Source organism: Streptomyces sp. NPDC046909 (assembly GCF_040644695.1).
In the GTDB taxonomy this organism is placed as follows: domain Bacteria; phylum Actinomycetota; class Actinomycetes; order Streptomycetales; family Streptomycetaceae; genus Streptomyces.
This window is the reverse complement of record NZ_JBEYXC010000001.1, coordinates 743,136-768,715: the sequence shown is the minus strand read 5'-3', so window position 1 is coordinate 768,715 and position 25,580 is coordinate 743,136. Positions and strand designations below refer to the sequence as shown.

Here is a 25,580-nt window from a genome sequence, read left to right as displayed (position 1 = left end):
ACCATGAGGATGCCGCCGACGCTGCCCGGATGGTCGCCTTCGCGATGGCCCGCCGCAAGGCGCCCGCTCGCTCCGGTGAGTATGCCCGCCTCGTCCAACGCTTCGACACCGAGCCGGACTTCGCTCAGCTGGTGCGGAAGGTCGCCCAGGGTTTCGACCTGACGGTGCTGGAAGTCCATCCGCTGACCGGACTGGTCCTGGGCACCACGCCTGAGACCGACTTCGCGGTGTCCGTCTCCGAACTTGTCCCGCAGACCGCCGATCGCCCCCTGTATCTGCTGGCCCAGTTGACGATTGCGGCCCTGGTCTTTCCACGCCCCGAGGACCTCGACGATGACGAACATGTCGGGCGGATCTCGGTCCGGGAGGTCGACGACGAGGTCCGCGTCCGGGCCGCGACCATCGAACGCCGGCTTGCCCACACCGACGAGGACGTCGATCCACCCTCCGGCCGACCGGGATTGGAGGGGCTGTGGCGGGCCTACCTGCGCCGCAACGCCACGGGCACGACCAAGACGCAGACAGCCCGAGCACCGCAGGCGTCCACACGAGCCCTGGTGAAGAAGGCGTTCACACATCTGGAAAACCATGGCTTCGCAAGCAAGGTCAGCGACGAGGACGCCGGCACCTACAACACCCACGTCAAGTACCGGCTGCAGATCCGCGACCAGGCCGCCCGCGACATGCTGCAGGAACTCGCAGCCCTGGGCGTCGCAACCCTGCCCACGGACGGCGCACCCGGCCACGCCCCGCCGGCGCCAGACGCCCCGCCGGCGCCGGACGATGCCGCGCCGGCCAACGGCCTGTTCAGCTGACCGCCCTCCCCCAAGGACTCCTGCCATGTATGAGCTCAACCGCATCCTGCTGCGAAACTTCGGTCCCCGCGATGCCCGTTACGAGGACGTGCCACTGGACTTCTCCGGTGTCGGCGCCGCGGTGGAGACCGCCTCCCTGATTCCCGCCGCCGGACACGTCACCCATCGCCCGGCACCCGCCAGCCTGGTCATGCTGCAAAACGGCGGCGGCAAAGGCGTCTTACTGACCGGCATCACCTGCACCACCATCCCCTTTCGCCACCAGGATCTGGAGACGCTGCGCAACTTCACCATCTCCACCGCGCAGCCCTCGCATGTCGTGCTCGAATGGGCCGACGCCCGCACCGGACGGCTCCTGGTGACGGCACAGGTCCTGGCGCCCGAGCGCGACGGCAAACTCCGGCGCTGTTTCTACAGCTTCCACCCCTGCGCGGCCCTGGATGCCGACCGGCTTCCCTTCCACCGCGAGGGGCACTGGACTCCGTACGACGACTACTACACCGAACTCTGTGACTGGAAAGCGCGGGTAGAAGCCCTTGAACTGCATCTCGTCGACGGTCAGGAGAGGTGGGAGAAACACCAGCGGGGCCTCGGACTGCAACCCGAACTCTTCGACGTGCAGCGCAGGATGAACGCCAAGGAGAGCGACGCCGCCGCAGCCTTCACCACCAACACCGCCAACGCCTTCGTCGAATGGCTCCTGCGCAAGGCCACAGACGACGACCAGTACACCGAACTGGGCACCGCCTTCCACGGTTATGCCGCAGCGCACGACCAGCGCACCCAGTGGGAGAGGGAGCGGCAGTTCGCGGTGGAGATGCACCACGCGTGCGAGGACGTCGCCAGCCTCCACAGCTTGTACTCCGGGCAGGTCAGTGCGGCGCAGAACGCCGAGAAGGACCTCGTACACCTCACCTCCGCGGTCCGGGCGCGTCACATCGCACTCACCGCCACCGAAAGCGACAGAAGCGCCGCCCTCAAGAGGACGCACGGGGTGCTGGAAGGAGCAAAGGGCATCAGTGTGCTCGCCCACGCGCGCCTCCGGCACGTGCAGTTGTGTGCCCACACGCTCCAGATGGGTGAGATCACCGCTCAGCAGGAGGCCACCGAGAAGGAAAAGCAGGAGGCACAGCGGCAGAGCGCGGCATGGGCGAGCGTGCCCATCGCATTGCGCCACGCACAGGCGCAGGACGACAACAACCGCGCCCAGCAGGCCCTCGTTGAGGCCGAACGCACCGCCGCCCCGTACGTGCAGGCCCTCGACACTGCGGCAGCGGCCCTGCGGGCCGGCTATACCCGGGCCGAGAAGGAGGCCCGCGAGACGATCCGTGCGCACCACCGCGTGACAGGCGAGACGCAGAAGCAGATCGGGCAATGGCGTACCCGCAGCAACGAGTTGCTCACCGCGGCGGGCGACGCGCGGGCCGAATCCCGCATGCTGCAGGAACAGGCCGAAGCCTTCGCGCTACTCCTGAGTGCCGCCCGCGAGCGGGACCTGCTCGCCCCGCAGGAAAGCGCCGCCGATGCTGCCGCTCGCGCCCACGACGAGGCACGTCACAGCGAGGAGCTGCTCCAGGAGGCCGGCCATTCCCGCAAGAGCGTGAAGACCGAACGCGACCGCGCGCACGCCGCGCTGTCCACGCAACAGCAACTGGCCTGGTCCGCGCGCGGAACAGCGACGGCGGCAGCAGAGGAGACTGGTCGGCTGCGCGCTCAGGCTGAGGGCGTTCGCAGCAACCCGCTATGTGGCGAGCTTCTGGAGACCAGTCTCGACGAACTGGGCGACGGCGACGCATTGCGCTGGCTGGACGACCACGCCGACGCCCTGCAGCAGCTCGCCGAGCGTCGCATCGGCGGGCTCGAGAGCGCGCTGACGCACAAACGCATCGACCTGCAGAACGATCAAACCCTGCTCGCTCTCCTCGACACCAGTGAGGGCCTGCTGCCCGCCTCCGCGGAGGTACGCGCCCTGTGCGAAAAGCTGTCGGCTCGAGGGATCCATGCCGTGCCCGGCTGGCAGTGGATGCACGACAATGTGCCGACCAGCGAGCGCCAGCAGGTCATCAGCACGCATCCCGACCTGGTCGGCGGGATCATCGTGGGCGGCCTTGACGGTCTGGACAGCGCCCGGGCCATGGTGGAGGACCTTCGTCCGCTGCCCTCCGCCGCCGTGACTGTGGGCACCGGGGAGCGGATGCTCAGCGCCCAAGCAGCGCCCGATGCGGGACGGTTCGTGGTCGAACCCTCTCCCGCCCTTCATGACGAGGAAGCCGCCGCACACGAACGCGCCGCGGTCGATGCCCGCATCGCCGACGCCACCCGCGAGGTGAACTCGCTCGGACAGCGCATTGCCGCTGTCCGAGAGCTGCTCCGACAGATGGCTACCTGGCGTGACGCCTGCGGTCTGCGGCCGGTGTCCGAGCTGCTCACTGAGCTGGACCTTCTGGAGACAGCTGCTGAGGAGGCCGAGAACGAGTTGGCCGAGGCGCGCACTGCAGCGGGTGAGCGAGAGGCTGCGCTGCAGGCTGCCGAGGACGAATGCGCTCTCCGTACCGAGCGGCTCAATGCCGCGCAGAAGATCGCCGAGGAACTGGCTCGCCTGGCGAAAGGCGAATCCGCTGCCGGCCAGGCGCGGGCACGGATCAAGGTCCTTGCCGGCGAAAAGATCGTCCGTGAGACCGAACTCGAGTGGCTGGCAAGCCAGATCGGTACGGCGGACGACGAAGTCCTGCGCCTCGCGCGTGCCATCGAATCTGCCGAGCAGGCTGCAGACGGATATGTCCGCTCACGCGAAAAGATCACCAGCACGTCTCAGGCAGAGCAGGCGCACCATGACTCCGGCGCACCGCTGTTGCCTCTCCCCTCTCTCCAGCACCGGTACCTGCGAGCGCAGGACGAACTGAGGGGCGTTGAGGTCGGCGAAGACCAGCAGGTGCGAGCGGCGACAGCACGGAAGGCTCTGCTCGCCAGCCAGGCGGAATGGGACAAAGTCCCCGAATCAGTCCGGGAACTGGCCGTGTCTCACAGTCACGATGGGCGGGCCGGTGACGCTGTTCAACGCGACGCCATTCTGCGCGCCCTCACCATCGAGATCGACTCCTACGCCACCTCCCTCCAGGGCCTCCGGGACCAGGCGAGCCGGCTTGACGAGCGTGCCAGGCGATTGGAACCGGCCGTCTTGCCCAGCGCCGAAGAAGCCGCCCTCTGGACGCCGGCCACCGTCGCCCAGGCCCACGAGCTGGAAGCCAGGGCCGCAGATGAACTGGGCACGGCGCAGAACGAGGAGCGTCTGGCGAATGACGCCTTCAATACCGCTCGCCGCCACCAGACCAGTTCCACCAAGGACCTGGAGGCATTCGGGCGGGTCCTGCCGATGCTGGAAACCGCAGTCCACGGCCTGACCGTCCCGCCGGACCAGTCGCCCTACAACGGCACTGCGGAGGCCGCCGCATCCGCCGCACGCCAGGCGGTCGCCGCCCACACGACCTGCCGGGACACCGCACGCCAGACAGAGCGCAAGCTGGAAGGAGGCGTCAGCCGGCTCAAGGAAGTACCCGCCGACGTCCGATTCGAACGCCTCGACATCCCCTTGCGTACACAGATCTCCGCCCTGGACAGCCGCCACATCCCCGCAATGGCTGCCACCTGGACCAACGCACTGGCGTCCCGCGTCGCAGCGCTGACCTCAGATCTCGAAGGCATGGCCAAGACCCGCGAGACCCTCGCCTCGCACCTCAGCGGTCACGTCACCGACCTCCTGCAGCGCCTTGACCAGGCCAGCCGCTTCTCCGCCTTCCCCGAGGGCGACGCGCCCTGGTCCGGGCAGAAGTTCCTCGCCATCCGCTACAAGAAGCCAGACCTGCCTGCGCTCACGGCCCAGATGCGCGAGTCCATCGACGCTCTGGCCGGCAATCAGCGCACCCGCAACCTCAAAGGCATCGACGTCGTCATGCGCTGCCTCCTCGCAGCCGTGCCCCGCGGGTTCACCGCCGAGGTCATGAAGCCCAATGCCTCCCAGCGCCTGGACCGCGTCCCCGTCGAGGAGATGAGCCGCGTCTTCTCCGGCGGCCAGGAACTGACCGGAGCCATCCTTCTGTACTGCGCGCTCGCCGCCCTGCGCACCTCCCCCGGCCCGCGCAGCCGCACCCGCAACGGCGGCCTGCTGCTCCTCGACAACCCCATCGGCCGAGCCAACGCCGGATACCTCGTCGACATCCAGATGGAGATGGCCGCCGCCCTGGGCATCCAGCTCATCTACACCACGGGACTGAGCGACGAGGACGTCACCTCGCGCTTCCCCATGCGCATCCAGCTCCGCAACGACGCCGAAGCCCGCAGCGGCCTCTCCCTCATCCGGCTCGAAGACCAGGTACGCAACGCGCTCATTCCCACGCCCCGCATCGCCCCCGACCAGGACGCTGCAGAACCCGTCGGCATGCTGACCTCGGCACGCCTGTACAGGAAGCAGGGCGACGCGCAGTGAGCTCACCCACGGATCCAGACCAGGTGCCGCTCTCCCCCGCAGCGGCACAGCTCAGCGCCGCACTCCAAGCCCGCGCCGAACGCGTCACGGTCAGCAGGGCCACCCTCATGGAGGCATTCCGCGACGCCCTGCCGGGCGCCGCCAGCGGCGACAACGCCCGCAACACCCTCGCCACGCTGCTGTACGAAATCACCGACCACGGCATCATCGGCCTACCCACCTCGCGCACCAAGTGGGACGCCGGCCGACCGCCTCTTCCGGAACAGGTCCGGATCCCCACGACAGCAACGGCGAAGACCTCCGCCACACGACAGCCCACGTCCTGGCGGCCAGAGCTCAACTGGGCCTACGACGCCCAACTGACTGCATCCCAGACCAAGGATCTCCTCGCCTGTAACCGCTGGTTCCGCGACATCAACCACCAGCCAGCCCGACGTGTCCCGGTGCCCCTGCGCGAGCGCTCATACGAAATCTTCCGCTACGAAAAGCGCCTCGACACGCTGATCACCGGAGCCCTCTTCGCCCCTGGCAGGCTGACCCTCGAACAGCTCGCCACCTACCGCGAGCCACCCCCACTGGCCCATCGCAGGCTCGGCGACGGCGACACCCTGCTCGTGGTGGAAAACAGCGACACCTACGCCACCCTGCGCAGCCTGCTCGAACCCGCCCCTGGCCGCATCGGATACATCGCCTTCGGCTCCGGACGAGCCTTCGAAGCATCCGTAGAAAACATCACCGAACTCACTGACATCCACCGCATCGTCTACTACGGCGACCTCGACGCCGAAGGCATCGCCATCCCAGCCAGAGCCTCCATCAACGGCGCACGGCACGGACTGCCACCCATCGAACCAGCCACTGCGCTATACCGACTCCTGCTCGCTCACGAGCCCACCGCCGGCGACACCATCGCCAACGAACGGGCCACCAGCCTGACGGCCTGGCTCCCCGAGGAACTCCGGCAGGCAGCGCACGCCCTGCTGACCAAAGGGGAACGACTTGCGCAAGAGGCAACCAACCGCAATGAACTCCGCGTCGAACCAGATTGGCGCTGGTGAGCCTGGGTGTGATGCAGGTTCGGGTGACAGGTCAAGATGTCACCCGATCGTGCAGCAGACCCGCCGACGGGGCCCATTGCGTCACTGCTCGCGGCACTCGCCGGTCAGCCCAACAGGCTGCCGCGAGAGGCGCATCGTGTGCAGTTCGCCAGCCGCGGCGCAGAGGGAGCCCCGGCCCAACCCCGCGTCACCGCAGTCCGGGTGGGGATGGGTGGATCGCGTCAGCCTTCACGGGCACAGGACGCGCGTCGCCACGGTGTGTCAGTGCGGCTCGGATCCGGTGGTCGACATCGACGTCGTCGGCGACGTGACTGAAGTGTTGTGCACAGGCGGGGTGTTGGCGAAGCATCGAGGCCACTGAGCTGGCACTGTCACCCTGCAAGGTGCGTAGCCATGCCGCGATGTCCTTCTGAGGTCCCCACTGATCCCAGTGACCGTCCCATTCGAATGCCCCGTCACAGCACTCCTCGAGAAGGTCGAGTGCGCCGCTGTCTGCCGCCCGCTGTGCAATGCGAATCAGCCACATGATCGTGGCATCGACTTCCCCCAGCTCCGGAGACCGGTGCGCGCCCAGGAGTGCGGCCATCGCGCGGACGATGTCGATAGCACGCTGGGCATCAGCCAGCAGCGCCGGCAAGAGCGGCCGCAAGGGCAGCTTTACCAGCAGATCGCAGTAGAGCGACGCGTCATCGGTATGTCTCGCGGCCAACGCGATCAACTCTTGTGCAGCGGTGGCAGAGCCTGATGCCATCTCCCGCTGAAGGGCCTGCGCCTTCACGAAGGCGGACTGCGTTGGGGCCTGTGTCTCCTGGATGACCAGCTGGCGAAGTGCCCGGACAGTGGGAGGCCGGCGAGCGGGATCGGTCTGCGTGGCCTGCCGCACGATGCTCCTCCACGGCCCTGCCGGAGGCAGGAGCGGCACGTTGATCGCGGGCATCGTTCCGGTCACAGCCCAGCCAATCAGCTGACCAATGCTGTACACGTCGGCGGCGTCCGTGGCGCCGTGTGCGTCAACGGATAGTTCTGGAGCGGCAAAGCCGTCCGAGCCGAAACGTACGCCGACGCGGGTGCGTTGCGGGTCCGTGGTCTGTCCACGCGGACGCCGGGCAATGCCCCAGTCTGCGAGGACCCACCGGCCGTCGTGCATAAGCACATTGGCGGGCTTGATGTCCCGGTGGAGCCAGCCAGCCTCGTGGGTGGCGGACAACACCGAGCACAGGGCGTCGACGAGTCTCCTCAGCTCTGACGGTTCGGCGAGCTGGTCTCTGCGTTGCTCTGCCGTGAAGGGGGCGCAGGGCATGACGAACCAGGTGTGGCCTGGGTCCGCGTCCAAGATCGGCATGGCATGCGGGTGCCCGTCGAGCCAGCGGCCCAGGGTGATCTCGCGTTTCATGCGGGCGCGTTTGCGTTCGGGCGGGTTCCGGTCGCGGAGCTTCTTGAGCACCACCCTGACGCCTGTCGGTTTGTGTATCGCGCGAAAGACGTCCGCTTGACCGCCGTCGGCGAACGGCAGCCGTTCGCAGGAATAGTCCTTCCGATCTCCGCGGGCCAGGCGTCGCACCCGCGCCGCGTCATCGGCCGCTGCCGAGGAGGTCGCGGTGCTCGACGAAGAACTGTGCCGGCAGCCGGGTACCGGATCCGGGTCCTCGCGCGCGGCAACGTCTGCGTCCGACTCGCCGGATGCCGTCCTCTCGGCCAAGCGCCCGGCTCGATAGACCGGGTATCCGCTGATCACGCTCGCCGGTTCCAGAACGTAGCCGTCCGGAGCCAGCACCTTATTGAGCACGGTCACCAGACGTGCAACCTCCTCCTCGTCCGTGCGTACAGCGGGGTGAAGGGTCTCACTGAGAAATCGAAGCAACGTCTCGTCCGGGCCGCGCCCCAGGCCAAACCGGTCGTCGCTGAAGATCCAGTCGTTGTCCCAGTCGTCGTTGGCGTAGCGGTGTTTGGCGATGTCTTCTCGTGCCGTCGCGAAGCGGGAGTCGTGGCTCGGCAAGGCATCGAGGTCATACAGGCGCTCGAGGAACGCGAGGTCGCCCAGCCCTCCCGTCCAATCGGTCGTGCCAAGGGCCTCGGCGATGCGACGCCGCGTCACCTCGGTGAGCGCCACACTTTGGTTGTCCGTGCGCGACGCGCTCTGGGTAGGAACTGCCGGTGTCCAGGTGCCCGGAATTTCGGTAATGCGGCCGCGGTCATCGATCTGCAGGCCGTCTCGCCGCAGTCGCTCCATCAGATCGTCCAGCCAGGGCCCACTCCACCCCTCCCGCCGTCCGGTCCGAATCAGGTCCTCGAACACACGCAGCGCCCGGGTCACGTGGCCGCGGTCGGTCCAGTCAACGGCTGCGGCGTAGGACTCGAAGGTCGTGCGGCGGATGCTGGAGTCCGTGTACCGAAGTTCGTCGTCGGGGATGGGGCGAAGTTGTGGCTCTGCCACGCCTCGCCAATCGTCCGAACAGTCAAATTCGTCGCCAGCGAGCGGAACTTCATCCGAGTGCCGGGACTGACCAGTTCTCTTTGACGCGGCGACATGAACACAAAGATACGGCTCCGCCCTCTCCCCGAACGTGCTCGCCGGACTCTCCAGCCTCGGGGCAGCTTGGAAGCGCTCCGCTTGTCGGCTCTCCCATCGAGTGCAGCAGGTTACGGGGCGGGCCGGCGGCTGGATCCGTTCACGAATTCCTCGCGGCTGGTGGCGATCAGCCGATAGATCTCGCGTGAGACGTACCGCTTCAAACAGCGGATGATCTCGCGCCGGGTCTTGCCCTCGGCCACCCGCCGCTCGTAGTACGCCTGCGTACGCGAGTCCCAGCGCAACCGCGACAGCACAATGCGGTGGAGGGCCGCGTTGGTCTGCCGGTTGCCGCCGCGGTTGAGCCGGCGGTGCTGCCGGCTGCCCGAGGAGTATTCGACCGGGCTTGCCCCGCACAGCGCCGCAAACGACGCCTCGCCTCGCATCCGCTCACTGTTGTCCCCTAGGGCCGTCAACAACACCGCCGCACTGTGCGGACCGACGCCGACAGCATCGAGCAGGCGCGGGTAGTACGTCCCGATCAACTCCACCAGGCGCAGATCCAGCACTCGAGCCTGCCCATCAAGCTGCTCGATGCGTTCCGCCAGCACCCGCAACGTGAACCTGGTCGCCCGCACGATCGAATCCACCTCCTCGCCGCCTTCGCTCAACTGCAGGCAGAAAAGGGTGAGACGACGCCGCGACAGACTCCGCAGCTCCTCTCTGAGGGCCGGATCAGTGGTGACCAGAAGGGACTTGATCTGGTTCACCGCCTGCCGTTTGGCTTTCACAGCGGAGTCTCTCGCCATCAGGTACATGCGCGCGATCTCGACCGGACCATCGCCTGCCTTCACCGGTGACTGCGCACGGCCGCTGAGCACGGACCGGGCTGCAGCTACCGCGTCCCCCTCGTCGGACTTGCTCCGCCGGCGCCGCGCCGCAGGCCCAGGGCCAGGAGCCTCAACCACGGTGATGCCTTCAGCCAGCAGATGGCGCGACAGCGCCGCACCGTAATTGCCAGAACACTCGACTCCGGCACGTCGAACTGCACCCCACCGACCGGCCCAGTCGGCAAGTCGGCCGTAGCCACTCGCTGTTGCTGGGAAGCGGTCAACACCTAAGACGTGGCCCGCCAACGAGACCACGGCCGCGACATGCACATCGCGATGCGTGTCGACCCCCAGCACCACCTCATCCGGCTCTGCAGCGCAGTCCACGGCTCGAAGCGGGTCTGACGACTCGATGGTTCATCCCCCGTCGCAAGTCAGCAGCCGCGCCGCCGACCCGGAGAGCGGTCACCAGTGACACGGTGCAGATGACACCCCGCATTCCAGTGCTCCAGACACGCTCGCCCGGTCCAGCGTCCAAGCACACTGCCTCGCCCCGCGTCGGCACAGGATGGTCAGGACACGTCGGTCCGAGATGTCAGGAGCCAGTCCGCGGTACGGCAGCAGCGTTCGCTTCCATCCTCCCCAACCGGCGCCCACCCTCATGCAGATCACGCCGGCCGATCTGCAGACCACGGAAGCGACCCCACCGCCGCGCGCCCTGTGTCTTCTTCAGCGCAGCCCGGTGCGCTCCGCGCGAAGGGCCACCACCGGCTCGTACGCGCCACACTCTGTACCTCGGGCTCACTCGGCAAACACGGGGCGAAACCGGCGTGACTGAGGATGTCATTGGCCAGTACGGCCGACACCAAGCGCAACGGGGTGCCGGCCGCGGGTTTCGATGAAGCACTGTGTGTCACATGAGGCGTGTGACACGGGCTGCTCTTCGCTGTTGCCGCACTGTGCCGACGGGCCTTGCCTGCCCATCCCGGCGCTTTTCTGCCTCGCGGGCAATCACCGCGCTGTCGCACGAACTACCGCCGAGTCATATCCACGGCTGCGAGAACCTTCCAGAGGACTCCGTCTGTTCCCTGAACGAGTTCAGCACATGGATCGAGCAGGGAGGATGCCTCGCGCGTCGCGACACAAGACACTCGTCACTCTCGGGTGGCAAGAAGTGTTATCCGGGCGCACAATTGGAGTGGTTACTCACCTGAGCTCGCCAAGACCCGGGACAGCACCCGCCCATCCTCCCGCCTCCATCTCACCCCCGCTCAGGGGCCGCGGAACATGCTCAATTCCCCTCACGCAACACGCAGAACGTGATCCCAGCCGACCACAACAGCGCACGAAGTCAAGCAGCGCGTTCAGAGGTCGGGGTTGGTCGTCGGCAGAGGCACCGCAACCGACCACACTCGCCACAGCAACCAACCCCATTGTCAGTGGCAGGACTTACTCTCAAAACATGACCCACAACGTGCTGCATCGCGGTTACGGGATCACTATCGACTTGAGTGCATCAGACCTGGGTAACCCCGATCGCCCGGGGCTCCTGCAGGAGATTCACCGCAACTACAAGCCCGACCTTCTCTACTGCCTCGGGGCCCACGAGTACGGCACCGTCTGCCCCGGGTTCATGACCATCGTCGAGAAGAACGGCCGCTACCACGCCCGGCACGTGCCCAGGGGGGAGGTGTCCGAGACAGCGGGCGAGAGCGAGCTGCACATGGCGCTCAAGAACCACACCGCCGAAGTGGCCAGCCGGGAGGGCTTCAACGTCTCCGTCGAAGACCGGGCCGTGCATGGTCGCCGTCGCACGGATGTAGCGGTCGCCGGGGCCAGCGGAAAGAAGATCGGCTACGAGATCCAGATCTCGCCGATCGCGAGTGGTTCTGTGGACAGCAGGACCCGCACTGCAGTGGGCGACGGCCTGACACCGCTGTGGCTCGTGACGAACGAGAACTCTCTCGCCATCGATCGGGCGCCTTGGGCCAGGCTGAACATCCAGCGATGGCAGGACGTGGGCAGTCGGGACGCCTTGCGCGTACGAGGAGGCGTGAAGGCGTTGCGCATGGTCCGCTGCGACTGGAGCACTCAGCGCGAATGCCCCAGAACGGGTACGCGCTGTGGCGGTTGGCACGCCACGTGGGACTCGACGCAGGCGCACTACGACGACATGGTGCGCATGACGGCCACGGGCGAGCTCGTGACGCTGTTCATGCGAGCGCGCACCGGGCGGCGGCGCGGCTGGCACATGTGGGTGAAGCCGTCGGACAAGACGGAGTTCCTCCAGGGCCGTCCGGAATCGGATCCCTATCTGCCGGCGTCGGCTGCTGACTCGACCGCCGCTCTCCTCCCCGCCGAGCCGCTCCCGCCCGACCCGCACTGCCACTATGGCGAGGACACCGGGATACGTGCGGAACTCGCGCGTCCCCGCGACAGTGGCGATCCCATCGATGCCTCCGACTGGCTGTCGAAGGAGCCGCCACCGGAGTACAGGTCCACGTGGAACGTGGACGGCTGGGAGATCCCGGGCGATGTAGTTGCGGCGAGGCTGGCGTTGGACTCCGCCCTACAGCACCTTGCGGCACTCGCCGACACCCTCCCGGCAGGAGCGGACATCGCGGCGGGACGATTCGACATCACGCATGTAGAACGAGAGCGGTGGCTCGCAGCCCAGGAAGAGTGCAGGCAACTGGCCGCCGCCCTGGCGGCCCACCCATGGCTGCCCGCCACCCACGACCCGTTCAGTGCCCGCAGAGCCGTCTTCGCCGCCGCGCGCAAGGCTCAAGCCGTGCAACCCGCCAACCCGAGCGGGAGATCCCACAGTCTGCGCTGATAGGAGCCGTGTATGCGCTCCGAGTAGTGACCGCAGCCCGGGCAGGACGCACCGATCCTGCGTCCTCTGGCCACGCTGCCGACCACCGCGAAGGCGACGGTCACCTCCTCGACGGACACGTCGTCGATCCCGTCGAACACCAGCGTCTCCCACAACCATGCGTCGGACTGCATGACCGGCACGGTCATGGGCCACCGCCGGAGTGTGAAGCTCCGCACCTACTTGATGGAGCGTCAGCAACCGCTGCACGACGGCATGGTGCACGCGGTCTGACTGGAGTGCGACCCCCGCAATCGAACACTGTGGGGACGCTCCGCGACCGCCCCCCAGAATTGCATGAGAGCCCTGAAGCTATCGGGTATAGCCAACTGGGAGCAGAGGGGATGCACCAACGATCAGCAGACCGTTCCGTTCCCAAATTTTCCAGTGTTCGATGGCGCTAGGTCGGTCATGAGCGCGATGCTCATAGCCATGGGGGCGAAGGCTAAGTGTGGTTCGGCCTGGATTTGGGCCGCAGTTGCGATGGTGGCATTGGCTCTGATGGCGGTGCTGGTGCTCCCCGGAACGACGAAGGGAGATATCGACCCGCTCGGAGCTCTTTTGGGGATCACTAGCCTGGTAGTCGCGGTGATATCTATGTGGCTCAGTTGGCGCGCGTTGCGACAGGCGGACGGTGATACCACGGCGACGGCGATGCTGCTGTCCCAGCGAGTCTTGGCGGCGGAAACGCGGGCCCGGTCGCGGATGTTGGACGGCAGCACCGAAGTGATCGACGTTCAGTTTGACCTCCACCACACTCCTGGCCATGAGGCTGACGTAGGAGCCGTCCATGGGCAACTTGGGGATGTCGCCAACTACTACCGCAGCCTGAGCGCAGGCCGGCTCGTTGTAACTGGTGCTCCCGGCGCAGGAAAGACGCTGCTGGCAATCGAACTCATCCTCGCACTGCTGGAACAGCCCCGGCCGGGAGAACCGGTGCCGGTTCGACTGGCGTTGTCCTCCTGGGCCGAACTCGCTTCGGACACGAACCCGAGTGGTGTCGGAACGGATCCGGTCAGGCTGTTCACCTCTTGGATGTCTAGGACGTTGGTCGAGACTTACCGACTCCCGCCGACAGCAGCACGGGCGTTGGTGGACGCTGGGATGATTCTTCCCGTACTGGACGGCCTGGACGAGATGGACGCCGCCGACACAAGTGCCCATACGTACGGTTCCCGGGCCCGGCATGCGCTCGGCATCCTCAATTCCTACCAGCACGGCCGCACTCGCGCCCCTCTGGTACTTACCTCCCGGAGTGGCCGCTACCAGGATCTACAGGACATGCCGGTATGGGTGCGCGATGCCGCACATATCGAAATTACTCCTGTAGCCCCCAGCCAGGCCCAAACATTTATCCGACAACGAGCCGACGCCGCCGCACGCTGGGAACCGGTACTAAACGAATTGGAGGGAAATCGGTCCGGAAGCCTGGCACGCGCCCTGTCCAACCCCTGGTGGCTCACCATCGCCGTCACCGCCTATGAACAACGCGATCCCTCAACCGGGGTTCACCTCAACACCCCCAGCGCCCTGCTCAACATCGGCCTAAGCACCGAACAACGACTACACAACCATCTCATGCAGCTCTGGCTCACGAGCACCATCGCCACCCATCCGCCACCCGGCCGCACCAGTCCGGCGCACGTTCGCGCCTGGCTCGGTGTCCTCGCCTCCTATCTGAATACGAACGCGAGAACTGCACGCATCGTCGCCGGGCGCAGCCTGACCGGAATCGACCTAGTCCCTCACGAACTGTGGCCCCTGGCCGGTCCCCGCCGCGCGCGTATCGCGCACCTCCTGATCCTGGCCGCAATGGCCTCGCTGACCGCCATCATTGTCAGCGTCGGCCTCATCGTCACCCCCGAGTTACCCGTACAACAGGTCCTGGGCGCGTATGCAGTTCTGGGCGGGGTGTTTGGCCTAGCCGTACTGCGGAGAGCTCGCACCGCGTGGCCCAGGCCGTCACGTTTCGACCCTAGGCTGCTACGGACCGCCGCAGGCCGAGGCACCGCTGCTGCCGGACTGACGGTCGGACTGATTATCGGGTTGAGTGCCCAAGTCACCGGGCAACTCAAGGCGGGGCTCATGTTTGGGCCTGCGGGTGGGCTCGCGAGCGGGCTCGTGATCGGTCTCCGTACACCCAGCGGCACGGTCACCAATCCGCGCGAATCGGTGCGGGCCGACCTCATGGTCGGGGCTGCGTTCGGGGTCGCGACCGGCTTCACCTTCGGACTCTGGTTCGGCTCCATCGGCGCGCTGATGTTCGGCCTCGCGACCGGATTCGGGCAAGCAAGCGCGGGAACTCGCTACCTGGCACTGCTCATGTGCACGCGCCGTAGCCCGCAGAAACTGCCGTGGCGGCTCGGCCATAATCTCCGCTGGGCAGAGCAAGCCGGTCTACTGCGGATTGCCGGAGCGGCATACCAATTCCGCCACCGTGAAGTTCAGGATTGGCTCGCCAACCCCAACCATCGGCTCTAACTCGTATGGCGGGCGGAATCAGCCAGGGTGTCCGAGAGGCACAGCGAACCTATCGCAAAGATCAAGAGGCAGTTGTACGGGCGAGCCGGATTCGAACTCCTCCGCAAGATGATCCTGCTTCAGTAACGCCCAGCGAGCGCTAACCTCAACATCCCCGACAACGTGCGCGGGGAGGCCCCCACCTGACGCTGTGGAGCCTGCCGGATCCCAAAAACTGCGGCCAGCAGGGGGCTTCCTGCAGGTGCCTGACACTCAGCCGCTGCATCAACGCCGGCGCCTGGGCCGAAATGTGAGGAGGGTCAGCTCGCACAACTGCCGACGGAACCCCAGCGAAGGAAGTCCGTACCGCCGACGCCGTCGAGGACCGCAACCGCATACTGGGCATACCCCCATTCCGGCCGGGAGCGGGATTCGGTGAGGATTGACTGACAGGCCACATCTGCGGCGATCCGCCCCCAATCCTGCCGCGTGCTCTGATCCCACTCGGGCTTGGTCGCCCACACGTACATCACGCCTTCGTGCGGGGCGAAGCCGATGCTGGTGTTCTCGTCGCTGATGTAGCGGGGGTCTTGGAACAGCCGGGAATTGCCGTTCCACTCGACGAAAAGCTCATCGACCGCCTCGGTTGCTACTCGGATCTCGTCCTTGTCGGCACTCGGGATCTGCGCCGCCTTCAGGCCGGCTTCGCTGGGATGCCAGTTCGGGTCCTGCCCCTGGTCGGTGGTGGTGCGTTCGATGGTCTGTGTGACGCAGCCAGTGTTGGTGCGGAAGTCGTCTTCCCACACGATTGCGGGTGCCGTGGGGGTGGTGTTGTCCACCAGGACGTACTCGTCGTACGGAAGGTCCTTGTAGATGTCTGCCATCATGCGCAGGGTGAGACAGGCATCCTTGGCCGCTCCCTGGACGACGCGTGATTCGACGGTCGGGCCGCTGATGGCGATGTAGATCTCTTTCCTCGGCTGGGCGTAGCTCACGTCGTACTGGCCGCTGTAGTTGTACTCCTCGCCGACTCCCAGGCCGACATCGTGGCCGAGTGCGGCTTCGGTCTCGATCTCCGCCTCTCCCTTGGCGCGGCGGGCCGCACGCCATGTGGTGATCGTCGCCTCGTCGGCGTCCACGGGTGGTGATGTGTCAGGCGTCTTGGGACTTGCCGTCGGTGAAGTGGGAGAGGATATATCGGTGATCGTCGTGGAGGACGTGCTGACGTGGTGGGGTGAACTGGACGAGGGTTTCTCGGTCGTGCCGGGCTGAAGGGCGAGCGCTCCGCCCGTCAGGCCGCCGATGACGACGCTAGCGGCCACGGCGATGCCCACCGTGCGTCTGCTTGAACGGGCGGGAGGGTGCCAGGCCGGGTCGTCCACGGTGGGCACGTCCCACTCAGCCGCGACGAGATCACCGACCAGCGTCCGTTCCTCACCGGCGGGGATGACTTGTGTGGCCTGAGCCGCGAGAAGAACGGCGCATTCCTCGGCGGCCTTACTTGCGGTGGTTCGGCTGCCCGGCTCCTTGGCGACGGCGCTTTCCACGATGGTGCGGAGTTCGTCGGGAAGGCCATGGAGGTCGGGTTCCTCGGACATGACGCGGTAGGCGACCACGTCAGGGGCTCCTGTGCCGAAGGGAAGGCGTCCGGTGGCGGCGTAGGCGACGAGCGCGCCCCAGGCGAACAGGTCGCCTTCGGGGCCGGCGCTACCGGCGCGGTAATACTCGGGGCTGATCCAGCCGGGGGTGCCGGTCACGATGCCCGTGCGGGTCACGGACGTACCGTCGGCGGCGTGGGCAATACCGAAGTCCAGAACGCGGGGGCCGGCAGGGGTGAGTATGACGTTCTGCGGCTTGACATCTCGATGGACGACGCCAGCAGCGTGAATGGCCGCGAGAGCCTGGGCGGTGCCTGTCGCGAAGGCGTACAAGGTGCTCTCGGCAAGCGGTCCGTAGCTCGCGAGATGCCGGTCGAGGGTGGGTCCTGGGGCGTATGCAGTGGCCAGCCACGGCGAATCGGCATCCGGATCGGCGGCGAGCAGCGGTATGAGGAACGGCCCCTGCACACGCGCGGAGAGCTGAATCTCGCGGCGGAACCGGGCCCGAAACTCGGGATCCTCGGCCTGCGCAGGATGAACGACCTTCACCGCGACGCGGAGGCCGGCGGCGTCGAGACCGGCGTGAACTGTCCCCATACCGCCCGAGCCGAGACGGCCGATGATCCGGTAGGGACCGACCCGCTTCGGATCACCAGGGCGGGCGGGCAACACCCGCCCGTCGGCACGAGAACTGCTCACAGGGGCTTCCGTTCTCCTTCACCGGCAGACCATGAAGGCCGGACGCCCGCCGAAAGGGTGCGCCCACGCCTGAAAGCTGGATGTTATCTGTGCATCATCACAATGAGCGTCGCCCTCTCAGGGGGCGGTCAGCAATGCCGTAGCCAGAGCGATGATCGCGCCGGACGGGTAGCGCGTTCTCGACCAGGTTGTCGATGATCTGCTCCAACGCGCAACGGTTGTAGGCATAATGCCCCTGGACTCTCTGACGCGGCAGAGCCCGCAGGGCGAGACCACGCGCGCATGCCCGTGGCTCGCCTGCCCATCAGTGTGCCGACGCTGTCCCCGCCTACGCAGGACCCCCGCCGGAGCAATCCGGCGGGGGTCCTCATCTGTCACGAGCAATCACAATTGATCACTGGCGGGTCACCAACCCCGCGGACGCACTCAGGTCACAGGGCTGTGACCTGGACTTACGCGCTCACCCTGGATCAACTGGACGCTTGTGGACGGTTTCTACGACATGTGCCAGGTGGTGCCCAGCGAGGGACCCAGGATCAGCACGGGGGCCTCTTCGGGTCCGTCAAGGCGGTATTGCAGGGTTTTGGACGTACTCTCACTCACCCGACTCACGCTCCCACATCTCGCTGTCGCCCTTATGCCCGGGGCCGTAAGGATCTCTGACAGGGGGTGTGAGGATGTGGGCCGGATCAGGTGAAAATCCATCGGGCGACCCGTCATTCGCAACCAACGGTTGCACATACTCGCGGACACCTCTACAGTGATACGCAACCAAAGGTTGCGAATGCTGAATGTCCGGGATGGAGTGCGGGATGGAGTACGGCAGCATCGAGCGGGAGATCCACATCGAGGCCACACCCGATGTGGTCTACGAGGTCGTCAGCCGGCCCGAACACCTTCGGGAGTGGTGGCCGGACGAAGCGGACCTGGAGCCGGTGCCCGGCGCCACAGGAGTGATCACCTTCGGCGGCCGGGACACCCCGGACGCGAAGGCCGTACCGCTCACGGTCGTCGAGGCCGACCCGCCCCGGCGCTTCTCCTTCCGCTGGGTGTACGACGAGGGGGCGGCCGCGACATCGGGCAACTCGCTCCTGGTGACCTTCGAGTTGATCCCGAAGGGCGCGGGCACCCTGCTGCGCTTCACCGAGACGGGGTTCCGGGAGAAGGGCTGGGAGGCGGCCGTGCTGGAGGAGCAGTACCGCGACCACGTCCGCGGCTGGGACCACTTCCTGCCCCGCCTCATCGCGTACGCCGCCCGGCTGGGGTCGGCGCGATGAGCGTCACCGTCGACGACGAGCTCTGGTCGGCGGTCGGCGACCCGACCCGGCGCCGGATGCTCGACCTGCTGCTGACCGGCGGCGGTACGGCGACCACGCTCAGCGACCGGCTCCCGGTCACCCGGCAGGCGGTCGCCAAACACCTCGGCGTGCTCCAGCGGGTCGGGCTGGTCCATGTCACTCCGTCCGGACGTGAGCGCCGCTACGAGGTGGACGAGGCCCAACTCGCCCGCGCGGTCGCGCAACTGGCCTCCGTCGGCAGTGCCTGGGACGCCCGGCTGCATCGCATCAAGCGGATCGCCGAAGCGATCCAGCGCGGCAAGGAGAACGGTCAGGAGAACTGACCTCTCGGCCCCGCGCACACGTCGCCACGTCCGTGGCGGCGCCGGTGAACCGCGCCCTCATCCGGGCGCCCTCACGGAAAGAGACATCGACATGGTGGACATCCTGCACAGGGTCGGCGTCATCACGTCCCCGGACGCCGTGTACACGGCCCTGACGACGATCGACGGCCTGGCCGCCTGGTGGACCGAGGACACCGCGGGCGACGACAAGGTCGGCGGAGTGATCCGGTTCCGCTTCGACGCCGGCGGCTTCGACATGAAGGTCCTGGAGGCCCGGCCGGCCGAACTCGTCCTCTGGGAGGTCGTCGACGGACCCGAGGAGTGGATCGGCACACACGTCCGCTTCGAGCTCAAGCAGGAGGACGACTTCACGATCGTGCTGTTCCGGCACGAGGGCTGGAAGGAGCCGGTGGAGTTCATGTACCACTGCAGCACCAAGTGGGCGACCTTCCTGATGAGCCTGAAGCAGCTGCTCGAAACCGGGAAGGGCGAGCCCGCGCCGCACGACGTGAAGGTCAGCAACTGGCACTAGGGCCGGTCCGGCGGATCCTGCCGAAGTTGAAGTTGAAGAGGGTGCGCGTCATGTGAGCCGTGTCAGCCCTCCGGCGAGCCGCCCAGGCCGGTCAGGGCGCCGACCGGGTCGAGGTCGGGGGTGCCACGGGGCCACCAGTCGTCGGCGCCGGGGTCGGATTCGTAGGCGTACCACAAGCCGTCGCGGCCCAGGCGGAGTTGGACATGGCCGCGGGGGTGGGTGAGGTGGTTGCGCCAGGGGCGGAAGGCCGGGAGGTCGGCGGCGAGGAGGAGCGGGCGGGCCCGGTCGAAGCGGCCGGCCGGCGGGTCCCAGGGTTCCTCCAGGACGGCGAGGCCCTCGAACCCGCCCTGCCGCCAGGCGGCCACCGCGCGCGCCAGGTCGGCCGGGGTGCGGTCGGCGGCCGAGGCGAGCGAGGCGTACAGCGAGCGGGTCGCGGCGGTGAGGCCGGAACCGGGGCGGGCCGCGGCGAGCCGTACCGCGTCCTGCCACAGCGTCAGCTCGGCGACCGGATCACGGCCGGTGGTGAGCAGCGCGTGGGCGCGCCCCGCCGCGTCGGTGGCCAGCTGGTCCAGCGCGAAGGGATCCGGGCCGCCCGGGGCCGCCGGATAGACCGGGGGCTGCTCGGGGTGCGGTGGCGGCGCCAACGGTGCGGGCAGGGGCGGGAGTCGGCGGGGCCGCAGCGCCTCCGAGGCGCGTACGCCCGGCAGCGGCGCGGGTCCCTTCTCCTGGGCGGCGCGTGCCGCGCGGGCGGCGCTCAGCCTGGACAGCGCGTCGAGCAGCTCGCGTTCACCGCGGCCGCGCAGCAGAAGCAGCACGAACGGGTCGGCGTCGAGCAGACGCGCCGTCTGGTAGCAGAGGGCGGCGGCGTGCTTGCAGGGGTGGCCGCGGTCGGGGCAGCTGCACTGCGGTTCGAGCTCGCCCGGTCCGGGGAGCAGCCGGACCTTGCCCTCGGCGAGGGAGTGCGGCATCTCCTTGTCGAGCAGCGCCGCGATGTGCCCGGTCCGCTCGGCGGCCGCGTCCAGGAAACGGTCCCAGTCGTCATCGCCCAGCGTCCGCAACCGCACCTGCACCCGGTACGGCCGCGGCCGGCTCCCCTGCACATACGCCAGCACGAGCCCCGGCGTCACGGTGATCGCGTCCACATGCCCCTGCTCGGCATAACCCCGCCCCCGCGCCAGCCGCTTGGCGTCCAACGCCCCCTTCTCCAACGCCTCCACCCACGCATTGCCCCACCAGGTCTCGGCGAACCCGGGGTTGTCGTCGGAGACGCGGGGGGTGAACGGCGGGAAGGTGCGGCGGAGTTCACCGTCTCGGCCGGGGGCGGCCATGGAGCGGGGGTGGTGGGGGGTGGGGGGTGTGAGGGAGGGCGAGGGGGTGGGGTGGGGGGCGGAGTGGGCGGTGGCGGACGGGGTGGGGGCAGAGGAGGGCGGGGTGGGGTCGGCGCCCTGCGAGGCGGGGGCGGTGCCAGGCGGCGCGTAGTCGGCGCCGTCCGAGGCGTGGCCGGTGCCGTACCAGGCGGGATCGGTGGGCTCCGAGGCGTGGGCGGGTCCAGCGGGCCTCTCCGCCGAACTCCCCAGGTCCGCTGCGCCGTCGGCGCGCCCCGCCGAGGACGGTCGCTCGCCGGCAAGGCCGGTGTCCCGCCCGCCGGTCTCGTCCTCGTCGTCGGGCATACGGAACGCGTCGGCCATCGACTCCCGTACGACACGGGCGCGCTCCGCGGCGGTACGGCCGCCCGCACCGCCTCGCGCGGCGGGAGCCGGCGGTGGCGTGCGGCGGGGGCGGTCCCCGCTGTCGGAGCGCCCAGGCGTGGTCTCCGGGCGGTTTCGCCGCTCCTCGGCACGTGCGATCCGCAACGCCTCACGCACCCGGTCCGCGGGCCGCGGGCGCTGCGGAGCGCTTTCTCCTCCCCCGCCGCCGGAGGTGGTTTTCGCCGCGTCGCCGAGCTGTCCGGTCTCCGCGCCGGAGGCGTCGGATGTCCCGGGCGCACCGGACGGCGAGGCTGTTCCCGTAGTCGAGGCGACCCCCGATGGGTCCGCCTCAGCATGAGCCGTGTCGACGCGCCGCTCTCCTCCACCGAGTTCGACATGTCGGCTGGAGAGCGCACCCCGCAGCGCGGCCCGGGCGGCATCACCCGGCCGCGCACCACGCGGTTGCGGCTCCTCAGCCGCGGCCGGTGCACCGACGGCCGGTCCGGGCCTCGGACCCCCTTCCGCCGAGCTCACGGGAACGGTCGGGTCCTCCCCCGAATCCGACACCCTCCCCGACACCACGGGCTCCTCCGCAGCGCCCTCAGACATGACCGGACCCTCCGAGCCCCCAGTGGACCGCTCGGACTCCGTCAGCCCCTGCTCCCCACGAGCTCCCTCAGCCGCGACCGCACGACCCGCCAGCTCTCCAGGCCTCTCACCCGCCGCTCCCGCCGCCTCGGAGTCGCACCCCTCGCCCCTCCCCCGCCGCTCCGCCTCCCGGCGTTGCCGTGCCTCCCGGAGGGCCCGGCGGGCCTCGTCTGCCGGGCCGCCGGTCATGACGTGCTCCGCAGGGAGACGAGGTCGGAGAGTTCGCGGTCCGTCAGTTCGGTGAGGGCGGCCTCGCCGGAGCCGAGGATGGCGTCGGCGAGGGCGCGCTTCGCTTCCAGCATCTCGGCGATGCGGTCCTCGACGGTGCCCTCGGTGATGAGGCGATGGACCTGGACGGGCTGGGTCTGGCCGATGCGGTAGGCGCGGTCGGTGGCCTGTTCCTCTACGGCCGGGTTCCACCAGCGGTCGAAGTGGATCACGTGGCCCGCGCGGGTCAAGTTCAGGCCCGTGCCTGCCGCCTTCAGGGAGAGGACCAGCACCGGGGTCGCGCCGCTCTGGAAACGGTCCACCATGCGCTCGCGCTCGGGGATCGGCGTACCGCCGTGGAGCAGGTCCACCGGGACCGCGCGGTCGGCCAGGTGGGCGGTGATCAGACGGGCCATTCCTACGTACTGCGTGAAGACGATCGCCGAACCGTCCTCGGCCAGCAGCGTGTCCAACAGCTCGTCCAGGAGGGCGAGTTTGCCGGAGCGGGCCGCCAGGCGGTCGGCCGGGCCCGACTCCTCCTTCAGGTAGAGCGCTGGGTGATCGCAGATCTGCTTCAGCGCCCCCAACAGCTTCAGCACCAGGCCCCTGCGTGCGATGCCCTCCGCCGTCTCGATCGCCAGCATCGACTCGCGTACCACCGCCTCGTAGAGGGAGGCCTGTTCACGGGTGAGCGGGACCGGGTGGTCCGTCTCCGTCTTGGGCGGCAGCTCGGGGACGATCCCGGGGTCCGACTTCTTGCGGCGGAGGAGGAAGGGGCGGACCAGGCGGGCCAAGCGACCAACCGCCTCCTCGTCCTCGCCGTTCTCCACCGCGCGTGCGTGGCGGGCGCGGAAGGATTTCAACGGGCCGAGCAGGCCCGGGGTCGTCCAGTCCAACAGGGCCCAGAGTTCCGACAGGTTGTTCTCGACGGGCGTGCCGGTCAGCGCCACGCGCGCGGGGGACGGGATCGTGCGCAGGGCTTTCGCCGTCGCCGAGTACGGGTTCTTCACGTGCTGCGCCTCGTCCGCGACGACCATGCCCCAGCGCTGCTCGGCCAGCCTCGCCGCCGCCGACCGCATGGTGCCGTACGTCGTGAGGACGAAGCCGCCGTCCAGGTCGTCCAGGGTGCGGTCGGGGCCGTGGAAGCGGCGCACGGGGACGCCGGGCGCGAACCGGGTGATCTCCCGCTGCCAGTTGCCGAGCAGGGAGGCCGGGCAGATCACCAGGGTCGGTTCGCTGCGGGCGCGCTTCAGGTGCAGGGCGATCAGCGTGATGGTCTTGCCCAGGCCCATGTCGTCGGCGAGGCAGCCGCCGAGGCCGAGGGAGGTCATGAGGTCCAGCCAGGCCAGACCCCGCAGTTGGTAGTCCCGCAGCGTGGCCCGGAGACCCGGCGGCGGCTCGGCCGACCGCACCCCCGCCGTCAGCCGGTCCCGCAGTGCCGCCAGCGCGCCGACCGGGACCGCCTCCACCGTCTCGCCGTCGACCTCCGCCGTGCCGGAGAGCGCGACGGACAGCGCGTCGACCGGGTCGAGCAGGCCCAGTTCGCGCTTGCGGGCCTTGCGGACAAGCGCCGGGTCGACCAGCACCCACTGGTCGCGCAGCCGGACCACGGGCCGGTGGGCCTCGGCGAGCGCGTCCATCTCGGCCTCGGAGAGCGGGTCGCCGCCGAGCGCCAACTGCCAGCGGAACTGGAGGAGTTCCTCGCTCTCGAAGAAGCCCGTGCCGTCGGTCGCCGAGCCCGGGGCGGGCCGTACCACCGCTGCCGCGCTCAGGTCCTGCGCCAGGTCTCGGGGCCAGTGCACGGCGACCCCGGCCGCCGCGAGCCGCGTCGCGGCGACGCCCAGCAGGTCGCCCAACTCCGTCTCGGACAGGGCCAGTACGTCGGGCACGTCCTGCTCGGAGAGCCGGTCCAGGGGCGCCCAGACGCGCGCGGCGCGCCGGACGGCCAGGGCCGCGTCCACGCGGGCGCGTGGGCCGAACACCGCGTCCGCCTCGCCCGCCCACAGGGCCGCCGCGTCGGCGACGAGCGTGGGGTCGGCGAGGCTGTGCACCTGGACGATCGCGGCACCGGCGGCGCGGGCCATTCCGCCCTCGTCGAACAGGTCGTACGCCGACAGGTCGAGGCGGAGCGAGATCCGCACGCCCGCGTCCATGCCGGCGGCGACCTCGGCGGCCCAGTCCTGCGCCTGGGGCAGGCGCTGCGGGCGGCGGTCCGCGAAGGGGCGGCCGGAGGCGAGGGGCGCCGCCGGGGTGCGCGGGAGGGTGTCGGCGACGGCGTCCAGGAAGGAGCGCAGCAGCGCTTCCGGTGCGGGGAGCCGGAGCGGGCCGGGGCCGGGCAGCGGGACCGCGTGGCCCTCGTAGGGCAGGGCGGCGGCGACCGCGCGCAGGTGCGCGATGTCGTCCGGGTCCAGGGGGCCGGCCCGCCAGGCGTCGTGGCCGGTGGCAGTGAGGCCGGGCAGGAGGCGGCCGCGCGCGGTGAGCCGCAGCGCGTGCAGCGCCGCCGCGCCCCAGCAGGCGGTGGCGGGGTGGGCGGCGGGGTCGCGCCGGGCGCGCACGAGGAGGGGCAGGGCGTCGACGAGGGGCAGGGTGAGCGCGGGGGCGCTCCTGCGGCGTACTCCGGCGCCGTGCGGCCGTACGACGGTGAGTTCCGTGAGTTCGGCAGGGGCTGTGGGGTCCGTGAAGTCCTTGTCGCCTCCGGGCAGCGGTCCGTCCTCGGGGTCCCAGAAGGCCATCCGGCCCTCGCGAGGGAGGGGCGCGGGCAGGAAGACGGCGGCGAGGCGCACGGACACCGGCTGCACCGGGACCCCCTCCGCCGGTCGCCCGTCCACGGCGAGCATGTCACTCATACGTTCTGCCACCTCCCGTCCCGCGTGTCGGATCAGACGTCTTCGACTCTACGGGCGGGGTCTGACAATCGGTGCCGACGACCGGCCGCACGGCGGTCCGGGAGCGTGCGACAAGGGCCGGTGGGCTACGGGACGGTGCGCGAGACCACGTACACCATCGGGTTGGCCGGGTCCGCCGTGTTCACCACGATGTCGTGGGTCGGCGCCGGGTTCTTCTGCTCGTGGACGAGGCCCGACCAGAGCCCCGGACCCGTGAACTTCCAGCCGGTGATCTTCTGGTCGCGGGCGCTGATGGTGATCTCGCCCGCCTCCAGGTCGTCCCGGTTGACGCCGATACCCGCCAGGAAGGTGTCGAGGCCCGCGTTCGAGGTGCGGAACTGGACGTAGAGGCGGCTGGTCCGCCAGTTGTTGGTCTCGTAGTACGCGATCCGGTCCGCGGGGTGCGGGATCGGCACCTGGTAGATGCGGCGCTGCACCTTGGACGGCCAGCCCGCCGTGAGGCCGGTCGCGGAGTACTTCGCCTCCTTGTCCTTGCCGCTGTTGCGGCTCTGGTTCGCGGAGATCACCAGATAGCCGGCCGGGACGCCGATGAGCAGCACGATGATGAGCAGCGTGAGCGCACGGCGGCGGTTGCGGTGGCGGCGGTCCTCGGTCGGCCGGGGCGGCTCGTCCGGGGCGTCGCCCTGACGCGGTACGGAAGCGGTCACGGCC

Annotated in this window: 15 protein-coding genes and 1 pseudogene; 8 read left to right on the top strand and 8 right to left on the bottom strand. The window is 68.8% G+C overall.

The window, feature by feature from the left end:
* Nucleotides 1-29: 29 nt before the first annotated feature.
* Genes ABZ928_RS03140 through ABZ928_RS03130 form a run of 3 tightly spaced genes read left to right on the top strand, consistent with a single transcriptional unit; the run spans nt 30 to nt 6,356 of the window.
* Nucleotides 30-815, top strand: coding sequence for a hypothetical protein (locus ABZ928_RS03140; RefSeq protein ID WP_361514721.1), 786 nt, complete (start codon nt 30-32; stop codon nt 813-815).
* A gap of 25 nt (nt 816-840) precedes the next feature.
* Nucleotides 841-5,298, top strand: a complete 4,458-nt coding sequence (locus tag ABZ928_RS03135; RefSeq protein ID WP_361514720.1) for a hypothetical protein — start codon at nt 841-843, stop codon at nt 5,296-5,298.
* The gene (locus tag ABZ928_RS03130) at nt 5,295-6,356 is read left to right on the top strand and encodes a Wadjet anti-phage system protein JetD domain-containing protein (protein WP_361514719.1); all 1,062 of its coding nucleotides are present in this window, start codon (nt 5,295-5,297) and stop codon (nt 6,354-6,356) included. Before ABZ928_RS03135 ends, ABZ928_RS03130 begins: the two co-directional genes overlap by 4 nt.
* 187 nt (nt 6,357-6,543) lie before the next feature.
* On the opposite strand, the gene ABZ928_RS03125 is transcribed toward ABZ928_RS03130, so the two are convergent.
* A complete protein-coding gene (locus tag ABZ928_RS03125; protein ID WP_361514718.1) occupies nt 6,544-8,790 on the bottom strand; it encodes a protein kinase in 2,247 nt (748 codons plus the stop codon).
* Between the two features lie 206 nt (nt 8,791-8,996).
* Nucleotides 8,997-10,082, bottom strand: a complete 1,086-nt coding sequence (locus ABZ928_RS03120; RefSeq protein ID WP_361514717.1) for an IS110 family transposase — start codon at nt 10,080-10,082, stop codon at nt 8,997-8,999.
* Between the two features lie 1,075 nt (nt 10,083-11,157).
* Here ABZ928_RS03120 and ABZ928_RS03115 point away from each other — a divergent pair.
* Complete coding sequence (locus tag ABZ928_RS03115) at nt 11,158-12,531, top strand: hypothetical protein (RefSeq protein WP_361514716.1); 1,374 nt, start codon at nt 11,158-11,160, stop codon at nt 12,529-12,531.
* On the opposite strand, the gene ABZ928_RS03110 is transcribed toward ABZ928_RS03115, so the two are convergent.
* Nucleotides 12,480-12,704 carry a hypothetical protein gene (locus ABZ928_RS03110; RefSeq protein ID WP_361514715.1) on the bottom strand — a complete coding sequence of 75 codons (225 nt, stop codon included), beginning with the start codon at nt 12,702-12,704 and terminating at the stop codon, nt 12,480-12,482. The two genes, ABZ928_RS03115 and ABZ928_RS03110, sit on opposite strands and share 52 nt — an antisense overlap.
* A 277-nt stretch (nt 12,705-12,981) precedes the next feature.
* Here ABZ928_RS03110 and ABZ928_RS03105 point away from each other — a divergent pair, with 277 nt between their 5' ends.
* A complete protein-coding gene (locus ABZ928_RS03105; RefSeq protein WP_361514714.1) occupies nt 12,982-15,051 on the top strand; it encodes an NACHT domain-containing protein in 2,070 nt (689 codons plus the stop codon).
* Between the two features lie 299 nt (nt 15,052-15,350).
* Here the strand turns inward: ABZ928_RS03105 and ABZ928_RS03100 are convergent, their stop codons facing one another.
* Both ABZ928_RS03100 and ABZ928_RS03095 read right to left on the bottom strand, forming a co-directional pair.
* Complete coding sequence (locus ABZ928_RS03100; protein WP_361514713.1) at nt 15,351-17,327, bottom strand: protein kinase; 1,977 nt, start codon at nt 17,325-17,327, stop codon at nt 15,351-15,353.
* A 501-nt stretch (nt 17,328-17,828) separates the two neighbouring features.
* A pseudogene (locus tag ABZ928_RS03095) lies at nt 17,829-17,930 on the bottom strand (3-oxoadipate enol-lactone hydrolase); the annotation flags it as partial.
* Nucleotides 17,931-18,139: 209 nt separating this feature from the next.
* On the opposite strand from ABZ928_RS03095, the gene ABZ928_RS03090 reads away from it, so the two are divergent.
* From ABZ928_RS03090 to ABZ928_RS03080, 3 genes are all read left to right on the top strand, one after another.
* A complete protein-coding gene (locus ABZ928_RS03090; protein ID WP_361514712.1) occupies nt 18,140-18,604 on the top strand; it encodes an SRPBCC family protein in 465 nt (154 codons plus the stop codon).
* Complete coding sequence (locus ABZ928_RS03085) at nt 18,601-18,948, top strand: metalloregulator ArsR/SmtB family transcription factor (protein ID WP_361514711.1); 348 nt, start codon at nt 18,601-18,603, stop codon at nt 18,946-18,948. The genes ABZ928_RS03090 and ABZ928_RS03085 overlap by 4 nt, the downstream gene beginning before the upstream one ends.
* 91 nt (nt 18,949-19,039) lie before the next feature.
* Entirely contained in the window at nt 19,040-19,480 is a 441-nt protein-coding gene (locus tag ABZ928_RS03080; protein WP_361514710.1) for an SRPBCC domain-containing protein, read from the top strand.
* 62 nt (nt 19,481-19,542) lie between these two features.
* On the opposite strand, the gene ABZ928_RS03075 is transcribed toward ABZ928_RS03080, so the two are convergent.
* From ABZ928_RS03075 to ABZ928_RS03065, 3 genes are all read right to left on the bottom strand, one after another.
* A complete protein-coding gene (locus ABZ928_RS03075; protein ID WP_361514709.1) occupies nt 19,543-22,005 on the bottom strand; it encodes an SWIM zinc finger family protein in 2,463 nt (820 codons plus the stop codon).
* The gene (locus tag ABZ928_RS03070) at nt 22,002-24,869 is read right to left on the bottom strand and encodes an SNF2-related protein (protein WP_361514708.1); all 2,868 of its coding nucleotides are present in this window, start codon (nt 24,867-24,869) and stop codon (nt 22,002-22,004) included. Before ABZ928_RS03070 ends, ABZ928_RS03075 begins: the two co-directional genes overlap by 4 nt.
* A gap of 125 nt (nt 24,870-24,994) precedes the next feature.
* Entirely contained in the window at nt 24,995-25,576 is a 582-nt protein-coding gene (locus tag ABZ928_RS03065; RefSeq protein WP_361514707.1) for a sugar kinase, read from the bottom strand.
* Nucleotides 25,577-25,580: the final 4 nt, after the last annotated feature.